The following is a 13086-nucleotide window of genomic DNA, read 5'->3' as shown; positions in this document are numbered from 1 at the left end:
GGTGAAGGCGATCTTGGCGATGCGCTTGCTGGTGGCCAGGGCTTCACCGGCTTCGCGGCCAAAGCCATGGACGATGTTCAACACACCGGGCGGCAGCAGGTCGGCGATCAGCTCGACGAACACGGTGATCGACAACGGCGTCTGCTCCGCTGGCTTGAGCACGATGCAGTTACCCGCGGCCAGGGCCGGGGCGAGTTTCCAGGCGGCCATCAGCAGCGGGAAGTTCCACGGGATGATCTGTCCGACCACGCCCAGCGGTTCGTGGAAATGATAGGCGGTGGTCAGTTCATTGATCTCGGCGGCCCCACCCTCTTGGGCGCGGATGCAGCCGGCAAAATAACGGAAATGGTCGGCCGACAGCGGTACGTCGGCATTGAGGGTTTCGCGCACGGCTTTGCCGTTGTCCCAAGTCTCGCTGACAGCCAGGCGTTCCAGGTTCTGTTCGATGCGGTCGGCGATTTTCAACAGCACCAGGGAGCGATCCTGCACCGAAGTCTTGCCCCAGGCATCGGCAGCGGCGTGGGCTGCGTCCAGGGCCTTGTCAATGTCAGCGGCGTTGGAGCGTGGGAACTCGGCGATGACCTCGCCGTTGACCGGGGACGTGTTGGTGAAATACTCGCCGTTAACCGGCGCGACGAATTCGCCGCCGATGAAATTGCCATAGCGCGGCTTGAAGGTAACGACGGCGCCTGGGGTTCCGGGTTGTGCATAGATCATAATGGGCCTCTGCCTGGTCGATGCCTGTCGCGGGACAGGCGATAGGCCGATGGTAGAGAGACCCGCATGCTGGACGAATGCGTCATTGGCAGGGGGGCTCTCGTTATTTGGTCGTAGGTTTGTGGATTTTTCAGGACACGAAAAGCGGGAACAAGCGCTGCCTTTGTGGCGAGGGGATTTATCCCCGCTCGAGTGCGCAGCGCTCGCAAAGATTTTGGGGCCGCTTCGCAGCCCAGCGGGGATAAATCCCCTCGCCACAAAAGCAGCCCACGGCTCAATGACAACTCAGCGCTTGGCCACCAACTCTTTCGGCAACTTGAAGGTCCAGAGCATGCCGCCCTGGTTGAAGTCCTTCACGCGCTTGGCCACTTCGCCGCCCCACAACGGCACCGCGCCACCCCAGCCCGAGAGCACGGAGACGTATTGCTCGCCATCCATTTCCCAAGTGATGGGCGAACCTAGCACACCGGAGCCGGTCTGGAATTCCCAGACCTTTTCCCCAGTCTTGGCGTTGAAGGCCTGCAGGAATCCTTCAGGCGTGCCGGTGAACACCAGGTTGCCCTTGGTGGTCAGCACTCCGCCCCACAGCGGCGCGAAGTTCTTGTGACGCCAGACCTCCTTGCCAGTCTTGGGGTCGATGGCCCGCAGCACACCGATGTAGTCCTCGTTCAGCGGCTTGATGGTGAAACCGGCCCCCAGGAACGCCGCGCCCTTCTTGTAGGCGATGCCTTCGTTCCAGATGTCCATGCCCCATTCGTTGGACGGCACGTAGAACAACCCGGTGTCCTGGTTGTAGGCCATCGGCATCCAGTTCTTCGCCCCGAGGAACGCCGGCGCGACAAACACCGAGCTGCCCTTGGCTTCGCTGCCCGGCGCGCCCGGACGGCCGGCCTCGTTGTAGATCGGCCGCCCTTCCTTGTCCAGGCCGCTGGCCCAGGTGATCTTGTCGACAAACGGGAAGCCGCGGATGAACTTGCCGTTGGTGCGATCGAGCACGTAGAAGAAGCCGTTGCGGTCGGCGGTGGCCGCAGCCTTGATGTCCTTGCCCCCTTCCTTGTAGTTGAAGGAGATCAGTTCGTTGACGCCGTCATAGTCCCAGCCGTCGTGAGGGGTGCTCTGGAAGTGCCATTTGATGCTGCCGTCGTCCGGGTTAAGGGCCAGGCGCGACGAGGAATAGAGGTTGTCGCCAGGGCGCAGATGGGAGTTCCACGGTGCCGGGTTACCGGTGCCAAACAGCAGCAGATTGGTTTCCGGGTCGTAGTAGCCGCCCAGCCAGGGCGCCGCACCACCGGTCTTCCAGAGATCCCCCGGCCAGGTCTTGCCGGCTTCGCCACCGGAAATGCCATTCTCGATAGCCTTGCCGTCCTTGTAGACATAACCCATGTGCCCTTCCACGGTCGGACGGGTCCACAGCAGCTCGCCGTTTTTCGGGTCGTAGGCGCTGATCTTGCCCACCACGCCGAACTCGCCGCCCGCCACGCCGGTAATCAGCTTGCCATTGACGATCATGGGCGCGGCGCTGATGGAATAACCTTCCTTGTGGTCAGCGACTTTCTTGCTCCACACCACCTTGCCGGTGTCCTTGTTCAGGGCCACCAGCTTGGCGTCCAGGGTGCCGAAATACACCAGGTCGCCATACAGCGCCACGCCACGGTTGATCACGTCGCAGCAAGGACGAATGTCATCGGGCAGGCGCGCATCGTATTGCCAGAGTTTCTTGCCGGTGCGTGCATCCACCGCGAACACCCGCGAGTAGGAACCGGTGAGGTACATCACCCCATCCTTGATCATCGGCTGGGCCTGCTGGCCGCGCTGCTTTTCACCGCCGAAGGAGAACGCCCAGACCGGACGCAGATCCTTGACGTTATTCACGTTGAGCGTGTCGAGTGGGCTATAGCGTTGGCCTTGCACGCCGAGGCCGTTGGTCACGACCTGCTGCGGGTTTTTCGGGTCCTGGAGAATTTCCTGATCGGTCACGGCGGCCAAGGCCGAACCGGACAGCAGCATGGCACTGAGCAGCAGGCTCACGGCGAAGGGCTGGCGACGTGCGGGATGAGTCATGACGGCTACCTCTGCGGTTATTGTTATACCCGGGAAATTTTCCCGGTCTGCCGCAGATTCTTGGCCTTGGGGCCGTCGTCAACAATTGCCCGCTGTGTTGAGTTTTCTAGTTCCTTGGTACATGTGAAGACCGGATTGGACCGTTACAACGCTGTTCCCTCAGGAAGCCGGTAAGGTGGCGCCAGCCTTACGTGAACGGCATGCCGGCTTCAGGGCGAGTCGGCTTGGAAAAAATCGCGCAAGATTCGGGCGAATTCGTCGGGACGTTCGTCGGCCGGCCAGTGTCCGGCACCTTCAATGACGGTCCCACTCAGGTGCTGCGCCACCGGTTCGAGGAGCAGGCTGGTCTTCTCGGCGAACCCCCATCGACCACCAATGCCGAGCACGGGCATCTGCAGTTTGCCCCGCCGAGCGGTTTCGGAATGGTCGTCCATGTCCTGCCAGACCGCAGCGTAGTAATTGAGGCCCGCTCGCAGCGCGCCTGGTTTGATGATCTGCCGGACATATTCCTCGAAGTCCTCGCCGCTCACGCCCTCAGGGTTGGCGGACATCTTCCAGAAAAACCAGGAGAGCAGCTCGCGCTCCTTTCCGCGAATGAACATTTCCGCAACATCGGGCTGAGTGAAGAAGCTGAGTTGCCAGCTGCTGGCAACGTCCCAGTCTCGAGACGGCGTCAGCTTGGCCTCGTAGCCGAACCCCGGCAGCGCATATTCGGCGAGGGCCAGCCGTCGAACCTCGTTGGGGTGCGCGCCGGCATATTGGTAAGCAACGCCAACACCGTGATCGTAGCCCACAAGGAAGACCGGCCCCAGGTTGAGCTTCTCGATGAGGGCTCGTAGATCGCGAGCCATGGTCCGCTTGTCGTAGCCCCCGGGCGTAATCGACGATCCTCCGGCTCCGCGCAGATCCGGGGCAATGATTAGATACTGGTCGGCGAGTTCCGCCATGACCCGATTCCACATCAGAGAGTGTTGTGGCCAGCCGTGGAGAAGGACGATCGGTGCCCCTTGCCCGGTAAACCGATAGTGCATTTCGATGCCATTGGCGTGGATTTTGTCGTGGAGGATTTTTGTGATGGTCATTTCATCGCTGCTCCAGAGTTCTGCCTTGCGTAGAAAGCACTCTGCGGCCATGACATCTTCGGTTCCGCGACTTCGGCTATTTTTTCAGGCACCACACCCCTGCTGTGTCCTTAACAATGACCTTAGACCAAGGCCCGCTTTTTTTCATTTTTGGCGCTAGCCGGGGGATTTGCCGGGACTACTCAATCTTGGCATCTACTCGCTTCATCCCTACCCGCTCATAACGCGGATAAAGATGACTGACACTGCGAATCAATTCATAGCGACTCAGGCTGATCCCGGCAAAACGCTCGGGGATGGGGCTGCGGATCATCTCGGCCATGTCATCGCCCCGGGCCGCGCCGTCGCGCATCAGTTGGTCGAGCCAGCCGAGGTAATCGCGCATTTGCAAGAAAGGCCGGGCATCGCTCGCCACTGGACCATGGCCGGGTACGATCTGCTTCCACGACAGACTTTGCAGGGTGTCCAGGTCCTTGAGCCAGACCTCCAGACCGGGGCTGTTCGGGGTGGTCAGGGCGCGTTCGTAGAACACCAGATCGCCGGCAAACAACACGCCGGTGGTTTCATCGAGGATCGCCAGGTCCGTCCCGGTGTGCCCGGCCAATGCCAGCAGACGCAACGAATGGTTGCCGACCTTCAGCGGACCGGGAACCAGCACTTGGTTTGGCAATACCACTTCGGTGCCACGCATCCAGTCACCGACCAGCCGGTACATGTTCTCGGCCATGGCATCGCCCTGCTGGCGCAACAGATCCGTGGTCCCCGCCAGCGCGCCGATGGGTACGTCGCTAAAGGCCTGGTTGCCCAAGACATGGTCGGGGTGATGATGGGTCAGCAACACCTGGATCACCGGCTTATCGGTGGTCGCGGCAATCGCCTGGCGCAAGGCCTGCCCGTAGCGCCGGGACGGGCCGCTGTCGATGACCACCACGCCGGCCTCGGTGACAATAAAAGCGGTGTTGACGATGTTGCCGCCGTTGGCCTTGGCAAAATTGTCCGTGCTGCCTTCCAGCAACCAAGTGCCTTCGGCGATCTGCCGGGGCTTGAGTGAATAGTCCGCTGCGGCCCATGTCGGCAGGCACAGGCCCAGCCAGATCAGCAACAACCAACGCATGGCGCGCTCCTTGTGGTCAGGGGACCGTAGCCTCGAATTCATTGCCGCTGTTGTCACGCAACAACAGGCGGGTCTGCCCGGGGCCTTGAATGTCGAAGCTCAGGTTGGGGTTTTCGCTGACGGCCGGGAACAGCTCCAGGCGCGCCAGCACCTGGCCGTCGGCGTCCAGCAACTGCGCCTGGTTGAGGTAAAACTCCGGGATGCCGCTCACCAGCCCATTGTCCATTGGGTGGGCGACTTGCAGGCGCAGGCGGCTGTCTTCACCTCGGGGGTAACGAGCTCCCAGCACTTCGCCCAAGTGTTCTTCCCAGCCCGGCTGGGTCCGCACCACGCTTGGCGCGGTGCAGCCGCCACCGGCCGCGTCGATCAACGTCGAGCCGACGTGCCACAGGCCGTCACGGGTCTGCACGGCAGCGCGCAACGGCGTGGCCTGCTCGATACGAATGCGGATCGACAGCCAGGGCAGCACCCGCTCCCCCGGCTGGAAATCGACGATCTTGGGCAGCGGGTTCAGTTCGGCCCAAACCAGCATGCGCACCACGTCGCCGGTGAATGCGCGGGCATCGATCTGCAACGGCACCTGGCGCGCGTCTTCGGCAAAAGGCGGCGCCAGCAACCGGACCCGGTCGTCGAACACGAACGGCGCCTCACCCAGCAATTGTTTGTGATAGAAGGCCCACATCACCGAGGGCACCGGGTCCTTCCCAGTCTCGAGCGCCGTCGCCGTCAACGGCAGGCAGCACAACAGCAGACCCCACGCTCGCCAGTTCATCCCTGCGCTCCTATTGATACATCTCGGGCACTTCGTAACGCAGGCCGTAATGGGCATAGATGGTTTTGAGACTACCGTCGCGGATCAACCCTTCCAGCGCTTCTTCCACCGCATAAGCCAGCTGCCGGTTGCTCTCATGCACCGCCATGCCGATTTCCCACCGTTGCTTGCCCATGTTCGGGTAAGCATTTTCGGCCAATGCCAGTTGCGGATCGGCCGCCTCATGCAGTTGCCAGTCGATCTCCCCGCGCATGGCCATGACCGCGTCGACCTGCCCGGCCCGCATGGCCTTGAACGCCTGGCCTACGCCGGGGAAGTGATGGGTCCTGGCGCTGAGCATGCCGTTGAACACCGAGGTCAGGTAGAACGACGGCACGCTGTCGACTTCAACGCCAATGGGGTGCTGCTGGAATACCGCGACACTGCCTACACTTTCAAGCCGTCGGCGGTCGTACGCCACTTGCCAGCACTCCTGCTGATAAGGCCCGAACATGGCGACCTGGGCGTTTTCCAGTTCACCGATGTCGTTGCGCTTTTGCACGTAGTCGCGATCGTAAGGCACGCGCATCATCAGGTCGGCCAGTTGCCGACCATGCAGGGCGCTGCTGCGCCAGATGTAATCGCGCAGGTCGTCATCGAGCTTTTCGCCGGGCGGCGCCCAGATCAATCGCAGGCGCACGCCAAGGGCTTTGGCCAGGGCCTGGGCCAGCTCCACATCCACGCCCCGAGGCTGGCCGTGGTCTTCGAAGCTATAGGGGGCAAAATCCTTGTACACCGCCACTTTCAGCTCGCCGGCGGCGATCATTTCATCGTAGTTACGCACCTGTGCCTGAACCGTCTGGCCACACAGCAACAGGCTGCAGAATATCCACGCGAACAGGCGCATGGCGATCACTCCTCGACGTGCACGCTGTCGAGATAGGTGCGCACCGCCCACAAGGCTTCCTGGCTTAAGTAGTCCGCCATTTTCGGCATGTAGACCCGGCCGTCGCGCACCGCGCCGTGACGCACGCGCTCGACAAACCACTCATCTCCGGCTTCGGCGGCGTCCAGCATGCGCAGATCCGGCGCAATCCCACCGGACTTGGCTTCCAGGCCGTGGCACGCGGCGCAGTTCTGGTTGTAGGCCGAGGCGCCGATTTCCACCGCTTTGTCTCGCTCGGGAGAACTGCGGTAAGGGTTCTGGGCGACCCAACCATCACCATCCAACGGCAGGCCGGTGTCCTTGATCGGGGTCAGCCCTTTGGTTTCCACTGCCTGGGGCACTACGTTGCCATGGGCCCACACGGAGCCTGCGCCGGTCAGCCCTATCAGCAATGCGGTAGCGATGATGGCGTTGCGTTTTGTTGTCATTGTTATGCCCTCGAATTTGCACGCAAGACCTCTCTACAGAGGCCGTGCCGTCATCTTAGGAACGCCTGCACCCCAGCCGAATGCTGCTTTGGTGGCCGCACTCTAGTTCCTTGGTAGCGGGTCATCCGGCGCGGTTCGCAAAGACAGCCGGTTCGGGAAGTCTTCCCGGCAAGGGCGGGACTTTTTCCGTATCGGTAGAGCCCTGACGCGACCCAACCTAGTCAGGCCAAAACCTCACTGGGAATGCCCACCATGACAATAAAAACGCTCCCCGCCCTCTCTTCCCTGACCGTGGCCTTGCTGCTGGCCGGCAGCCTGTCCCTGACTCCGCAGGCGAACGCCGCAGTCACCTGGGAAGACATCGCCAACGACCACCTGACCACCCGCGACGTATTGCAATACGGCATGGGCACCAACGCCCAGCGCTGGAGCCCGCTGGCCCAGGTCAATGACAAGAACGTGTTCAAGCTCACGCCGGCCTGGTCTTATTCATTCGGCGACGAAAAGCAGCGCGGCCAGGAGTCCCAGGCCATCGTCAGCGACGGCGTGGTGTACGTCACCGGCTCTTACTCGCGGGTATTCGCCCTCGACGCCAAGACCGGCAAACGCCTGTGGACCTACAGCCATCGGCTGCCGGACAACATTCGCCCGTGCTGCGACGTGGTCAATCGGGGCGCGGCCATTTACGGCGACAAGATCTACTTCGGCACGCTGGATGCGCGGGTGGTCGCCCTGAATAAAAACACCGGCAAAGTGGTGTGGAACAAGAAGTTCGGCGATCACGCGGCCGGCTACACCATGACCGGAGCCCCGGTACTGATCAAGGACAAGACCAGCGGCAAGGTGCTGTTGATCCATGGCAGTTCCGGGGATGAGTTCGGCGTGGTCGGGCAACTGTTCGCCCGGGACCCGGACACCGGTGAAGAAGTCTGGATGCGGCCTTTCGTCGAAGGCCACATGGGCCGTCTCAACGGCAAGGACAGCACGCCGACCGGCGATGTGAAAGCACCGTCCTGGCCCGACGACAAAACCACCGAAACCGGCAAGGTCGAGGCCTGGAGCCACGGCGGCGGCGCACCTTGGCAGAGCGCCAGTTTCGACCCCGAAACCAACACCATCATCGTCGGCGCCGGCAACCCGGGGCCATGGAACACCTGGGCGCGCACGGCCAAGGATGGCAACCCGCAGGATTACGACAGCCTCTACACCTCCGGCCAGGTGGGCGTCGACCCTAGTACCGGCGAGGTGAAGTGGTTCTACCAGCACACGCCCAACGATGCCTGGGATTTCTCCGGCAACAACGAGCTGGTGCTGTTCGACTACAAAGACAAGGACGGCAAGCTGGTCAAGGCCACCGCCCACGCCGACCGCAACGGTTTTTTCTACGTCGTGGACCGCAACAACGGCAAGCTGCAGAACGCCTTCCCTTTCGTCGACAACATCACCTGGGCCAGCCACATCGACCTGAAGACCGGCCGCCCGGTGGAAAATCCAGGTCAGCGTCCGGCCAAGCCACTGCCGGGTGAAACCAAGGGCAAACCGGTGGAGGTCTCACCGCCTTTCCTGGGTGGCAAGAACTGGAACCCCATGGCCTACAGCCAGGACACCGGGCTGTTCTACGTGCCGGGCAACCAGTGGAAGGAGGAATACTGGACCGAAGAAGTGAACTACAAGAAAGGCTCGGCCTACCTGGGCATGGGCTTTCGCATCAAGCGAATGTATGACGATCACGTCGGCAGCCTGCGGGCGATGAACCCCACCACCGGCAAGGTGGTCTGGGAACACAAGGAAGCCTTGCCGCTGTGGGCCGGGGTGCTCGCCACCAAAGGCAATCTGGTGTTCACCGGCACCGGCGACGGCTTCTTCAAGGCCTTCGACGCCAAGACCGGCCAGGAATTGTGGAAGTTCCAGACCGGCAGCGGCATCGTCTCCCCGCCCATCACCTGGGAGCAGGACGGCGAACAGTACATCGGCGTGACCGTCGGCTACGGCGGCGCCGTGCCGTTGTGGGGCGGCGACATGGCCGAGCTGACCAAGCCGGTGGCCCAGGGCGGGTCGTTCTGGGTGTTCAAGATTCCGAGTTGGGATAACAAGGTGGCCCGCCAATAACCCTTGCGGGAGCGATCCTGCTCGCGATGGCGGTGGTTCAGTTGGCAGTGATGTTGAATGTGCCGACGGCTTCGCGAGCAGGCTCGCTCCCACTCTTGATCCCATTGGACACAGATTCTGTGTCCAGCAAAGATCCCTTGTGGGAGCGAGCCTGCTCGCGATGGCGGTGGTTCAGTTGGCAGTGATGTTGAATGTACCGCCGCAATCGCGAGCAGGCTCGCTCCCACAGTTAACTCGAGTTCCTGCCATGAACTATCCACTGGTTTTATTGATCGTGTTCGCCGCAAATGCCAGCGCCGCCGATCCCGACATGCCCCTGACCATCAACGGCTGCATCATCGCCGAGTCCAGCCAATGCCCCGGCGCCGACCTTCGCGGCGCCCGGCTGGCCAACCAGGACCTGCGCAAAATGAACCTCAGCGGTGCCGACCTGCGGGGCGCCGATCTGCGCCATGCGCGGCTGGACCTGGCCAATCTGGAAAAAGCCCGTCTGCAAGGCGCCAACCTGACCCGTGCCAGCTTGCAGCAAAGCAACCTGCGTCTGGCGGATTTCAGTGGGGCCACGCTCAAGGCTATCCAGGGCTGGGGCCTGTTTGCCCAGGGCGCGCAGTTCCAGAAAGTCGACCTGAGCGCCGCGTATCTTCAATTTGCCCGGCTGTCCGGCGCCCGAATGCACGAAACCAACCTGCAAGCCGCCGACCTGGAAATGGCCTGGCTGAGCAAGGCAGATCTCAAGGGCGCCGACCTGCGCGACGCCAACCTGCAGGAAGCCAAGCTTGGCGAAAGCAACCTGGAAGACGCCAACATGAGCGGTTCACGCCAGCATTACGGGAATTTTCAGGATGCGAATATGCAAGGGTGTACGGGTTGCCCAGTGTCCTGGGATCAATGAAGTCTCCAGATACATACACAGCCTTGTGGCGAGGGGATTTATCCCCGCTGGGCTGCGCAGCAGCCCTAAAACAGCCAGCTCAATAGACCTGGCACACCGAGTCTTCAGGGTTTGGGGCTGCTGCGTAGCCCAACGGGGATAAATCCCCTCGCCACAGTTGAGCATCATTGCGAGGAAATGAGGGGCTCACCCCGCCACCCGCACCACACCCATGTCGATCCCCAGATGGACCAGTTCGGCATGGGAACTGACCTGCAGCTTGCTCTTGAGCAGCGTCAAGTGATTGGACACGGTCTTGGCGCTGATGCACAACTGTTCGGCAATGGTGCGAGCCGGGGTGCCCCTGGCGAGCATGACGAAGATCTCCAGCTCGCGCTGGGTCATGCATTGCAAGCGCGGGTCGGTGTTATGCCGGGTACTGGCGCAGGCCAACTGGGTGGCCAGGGCTTGTTCGATGTAGGCATGGCCGGCCAGCACCCGGCGCACGGCCTCCACCAGTATCTGAGGTGCCGAATTCTTGGTCAGGTAGCCCGCAGCCCCGGCGTCCAGCGCCTGACGGACCAACGGCAGTTCATCATGCATGCTGAAGAACAGCACCCGCAGTTGCGGCAGGCGCTGGCGCAGGCGCCGGGTGGTTTCCAGCCCGCTGATACCGGGCAGGCCGAAATCCATGATCACCAGATGAGGCACCTGCTCCAGCACTTGACTCAACGCCTCTTCACCGGTGGCGGCTTCGCGCACTTGCAGCTCCGGCATCAGCGCCCGCAATAGGCTGGCATAGCCCTGCCGAACCACCGCATGATCGTCGACCAACAAGATGTTCATCACGCCTCCAGGGGAATATTCAAGGCCAGCGCCCAACCTGCGTCGGGCTGGCTGATGATGCGCAGTTCGCCACCCAGGCTGCGGGCGCGCTCGGACATCGAGTGCAGGCCAACGCCCGCTCGATGGGGCCCGGTCGCTCCCCGGCCGTTGTCACGCACCAGCACTCGCAAACGCCCGGCCCGATGCTGCAGGCGAATCCGCACCTGCGTGGCGCCGGCATGCCGGACGACATTGGTCAGCGCTTCCTGCAACAGGCGATACAGGTGGGTCTTGTTCGAGCCCGACAACGGCGGCAACGGCGCGTTGATCCGCAGCTGACAGGCGATGCCCTGGTTTTGTTGCCACTGAGCCACCAGCAGCTCGATGGCCTCGGACAGCGGCAGGTGCTGAAGCACCACCGGATACAGGTCTTGCACCAGCGCACGGAATCCCTGTTGCAGATGCTCGCAATGACCCTCGAGCTGGCTGACGGTCTGCTCCAGCATCGGCGGCTGATCGATCACCAGCCGCAGCAAGCATGCCCGGGCGCGGATCCCTGCCACGTATTGGCCTAGGTCATCGTGCAGGGTCCGAGCCAGCTGCGTGCGTTCCTGCTCCTGCACGGCCAGCAGGGCTTGAGTAAGCCGGGTGTTATCGGCCTGGGCCTGAGTCAGGGCAGCGGTCATGCGATTGAAATGCACCGCCAATTGCCGGGCCTCCGGGATAGCATCAGCGGCCAGCCGCACCCGCAGATCGCCGGCGCAGACCTGACGCAGGGCCTGCAGCAATTCATCGAGCAATCCCATACCCCGGCGCACCGCCCAGCGGATCACCAGCAGGCTGACCAACAGCGCCAGCGCACAGACGCCGAGCAGTTGCACCAGGGAATCGAGGACTTCTTCGATTTCGTCCCGAGGATCGACCGCGATCCAGGCCCGGCGACCGTCGCGCAAATCCACCACCTCGGCAGCCGGAGCGTCGCCCAGTAACCAGCGACCAAGCCAGGCGCTCACCCCGCCCTCGCTGTTCCCCGGCTGCACCTGCCCCGCCGCCAACCAGTGCACCCGCACATGACGCAGACTGCCGGTCAGCCGCGACTGGAGACTGGCCGGGTTGCGTTCGGCGGTTTCACTCAGGTAATGCACCACGGACTCGGCCGATTGCAGCTCACGTTTCACATCAGCCGTGGCTTGATGCAGCAACAGGACCGCACAAGCCAGGGTGACCAGGGCGAAAAACGCCGTCACCCAGAGGTTGATTCGCCAGAGGGCCGACATGGTTATCGGCCCAACCCCTGGCCGGCACAGTACTCCTGTGGGAGCGAGCCTGCTCGCGATGAGATCGGCACATTCAACAGCGCTGTCGACTGAACCACCGCTATCGCGAGCAAGCTCGCTCCCACAGGGGAACCTCTGTGCTCGCAGGTTTTGTGTTCGCGGCAGCTCTTTGGTTTGCCAGACAACCGATCCACGCCAATCAGACTCAAGATCAGCAACAACGGCAGCAGCAGGGCTTTGAGAATCCGCACGGTCCGTCCGCTCCTGATGAATGACGATGACTGGCATCCTAAAACCCCGGCGTCGACAGCGGGTTACTACCTTGGTACTGGCCCGGCGGTACTTTCTGCATATTTCCCCCTGGACACAGGCTTTCTATGCTGGCGCTACCCGCAATGGAGGTGTTATGCGCCGGCTCGTCAGTTACGCCTTGATCCCTTTGCTCGCAGCGGCCAGCGCCGGGTTGCCGGTCGCCGCCCAGGCTGGCGACGGCGCGCCGCTGCAAGTGCGCATCGGCTACCTGGGTTACCGCCCCGACCCGGGCCCGCTGCTGTCCAACGTCATTGAAGAGCCCGCCGATGCCGGACTGCGCGGGGCGCAGTTGGCGATTGTCGACAGCAACAGCACCGGGCGTTTTCTCAAGCACGATTACCATCTGCAAAGCGCCAGCGTCGACAGCCCCGAAGCCTTGCTCCAGGCCGCCCAAGCGCAGCATGACCAAGGCCTGCGGTTGTTTGTGGTCAATGCCCCATCCGCCAGCCTGCGCCAACTCAGTGCCGCCCTGCCCGACAGCCTGCTGTTCAATGCCGGCAGCGCCGACGACAGCCTGCGTACCACCGATTGCCTGGGCAACGTGCTCCACAGCCTGCCCGACCGGGCGATGCTCGCCGATGCCTTGGTGCAGT

The 13086-nt window shown here is 62.5% G+C and carries 11 protein-coding genes and 1 pseudogene; 3 read left to right on the top strand and 9 right to left on the bottom strand.

Annotated features, from left to right (window positions below; translation table 11 throughout):
- The 7 genes from GSM73_RS27205 to pedF form a co-directional block, all read right to left on the bottom strand.
- On the bottom strand, positions 1 to 717 hold a 717-nt coding region (locus GSM73_RS27205), incomplete at its 3' end, for an aldehyde dehydrogenase family protein (RefSeq protein WP_256676831.1).
- A gap of 285 nt (positions 718 to 1002) precedes the next feature.
- The gene (locus GSM73_RS10965; RefSeq protein ID WP_076385149.1) at positions 1003 to 2778 is read right to left on the bottom strand and encodes a PQQ-dependent methanol/ethanol family dehydrogenase; all 1776 of its coding nucleotides are present in this window, start codon (positions 2776 to 2778) and stop codon (positions 1003 to 1005) included.
- Positions 2779 to 2987: 209 nt separating this feature from the next.
- Complete coding sequence (locus GSM73_RS10960) at positions 2988 to 3860, bottom strand: alpha/beta fold hydrolase (RefSeq protein ID WP_047229007.1); 873 nt, start codon at positions 3858 to 3860, stop codon at positions 2988 to 2990.
- Between the two features lie 178 nt (positions 3861 to 4038).
- A complete protein-coding gene (locus GSM73_RS10955) occupies positions 4039 to 4974 on the bottom strand; it encodes a quinoprotein relay system zinc metallohydrolase 1 (protein WP_160892510.1) in 936 nt (311 codons plus the stop codon).
- Between the two features lie 16 nt (positions 4975 to 4990).
- Positions 4991 to 5746, bottom strand: coding sequence for a quinoprotein dehydrogenase-associated SoxYZ-like carrier (locus tag GSM73_RS10950; protein WP_139050450.1), 756 nt, complete (start codon positions 5744 to 5746; stop codon positions 4991 to 4993).
- Positions 5747 to 5756: 10 nt separating this feature from the next.
- On the bottom strand, positions 5757 to 6632 hold the full coding sequence (locus GSM73_RS10945; protein WP_047229004.1) for an ABC transporter substrate-binding protein: 876 nt from the start codon (positions 6630 to 6632) through the stop codon (positions 5757 to 5759).
- Between the two features lie 5 nt (positions 6633 to 6637).
- Complete coding sequence (pedF, locus tag GSM73_RS10940) at positions 6638 to 7099, bottom strand: cytochrome c-550 PedF (RefSeq protein WP_160892508.1); 462 nt, start codon at positions 7097 to 7099, stop codon at positions 6638 to 6640.
- Positions 7100 to 7351: 252 nt separating this feature from the next.
- Here pedF and exaA point away from each other — a divergent pair, with 252 nt between their 5' ends.
- Positions 7352 to 9208, top strand: coding sequence for a quinoprotein ethanol dehydrogenase (exaA, locus tag GSM73_RS10935; protein ID WP_047229002.1), 1857 nt, complete (start codon positions 7352 to 7354; stop codon positions 9206 to 9208).
- A 247-nt stretch (positions 9209 to 9455) separates the two neighbouring features.
- Positions 9456 to 10100, top strand: coding sequence for a pentapeptide repeat-containing protein (locus GSM73_RS10930; protein WP_160892506.1), 645 nt, complete (start codon positions 9456 to 9458; stop codon positions 10098 to 10100).
- Between the two features lie 186 nt (positions 10101 to 10286).
- Here the strand turns inward: GSM73_RS10930 and GSM73_RS10925 are convergent, their stop codons facing one another.
- A complete protein-coding gene (locus GSM73_RS10925; RefSeq protein ID WP_160892504.1) occupies positions 10287 to 10925 on the bottom strand; it encodes a response regulator transcription factor in 639 nt (212 codons plus the stop codon).
- Positions 10925 to 12181, bottom strand: coding sequence for a sensor histidine kinase (locus GSM73_RS10920; RefSeq protein WP_160892502.1), 1257 nt, complete (start codon positions 12179 to 12181; stop codon positions 10925 to 10927). The genes GSM73_RS10925 and GSM73_RS10920 overlap by 1 nt, the downstream gene beginning before the upstream one ends.
- A gap of 406 nt (positions 12182 to 12587) precedes the next feature.
- On the opposite strand from GSM73_RS10920, the pseudogene GSM73_RS27200 reads away from it, so the two are divergent.
- A pseudogene (locus GSM73_RS27200) lies at positions 12588 to 13086 on the top strand (branched-chain amino acid ABC transporter substrate-binding protein); the annotation flags it as partial.

The organism is Pseudomonas sp. PICF6 (genome assembly GCF_009831705.1).
Classification (GTDB): domain Bacteria; phylum Pseudomonadota; class Gammaproteobacteria; order Pseudomonadales; family Pseudomonadaceae; genus Aquipseudomonas; species Aquipseudomonas rhizophila.
This window is presented reverse-complemented; position numbering and strand designations above follow the sequence as displayed.

Coding starts and splice junctions, on each gene's coding strand:
- GSM73_RS10965 (WP_076385149.1), bottom strand. CDS start 2,778: ATGACTCATCCCGCACGTCGCCAGCCCTTCGCCGTGAGCCTGCTGCTC.
- GSM73_RS10960 (WP_047229007.1), bottom strand. CDS start 3,860: ATGACCATCACAAAAATCCTCCACGACAAAATCCACGCCAATGGCATC.
- GSM73_RS10955 (WP_160892510.1), bottom strand. CDS start 4,974: ATGCGTTGGTTGTTGCTGATCTGGCTGGGCCTGTGCCTGCCGACATGG.
- GSM73_RS10950 (WP_139050450.1), bottom strand. CDS start 5,746: ATGAACTGGCGAGCGTGGGGTCTGCTGTTGTGCTGCCTGCCGTTGACG.
- GSM73_RS10945 (WP_047229004.1), bottom strand. CDS start 6,632: ATGCGCCTGTTCGCGTGGATATTCTGCAGCCTGTTGCTGTGTGGCCAG.
- pedF (WP_160892508.1), bottom strand. CDS start 7,099: ATGACAACAAAACGCAACGCCATCATCGCTACCGCATTGCTGATAGGG.
- exaA (WP_047229002.1), top strand. CDS start 7,352: ATGACAATAAAAACGCTCCCCGCCCTCTCTTCCCTGACCGTGGCCTTG.
- GSM73_RS10930 (WP_160892506.1), top strand. CDS start 9,456: ATGAACTATCCACTGGTTTTATTGATCGTGTTCGCCGCAAATGCCAGC.
- GSM73_RS10925 (WP_160892504.1), bottom strand. CDS start 10,925: ATGAACATCTTGTTGGTCGACGATCATGCGGTGGTTCGGCAGGGCTAT.
- GSM73_RS10920 (WP_160892502.1), bottom strand. CDS start 12,181: ATGTCGGCCCTCTGGCGAATCAACCTCTGGGTGACGGCGTTTTTCGCC.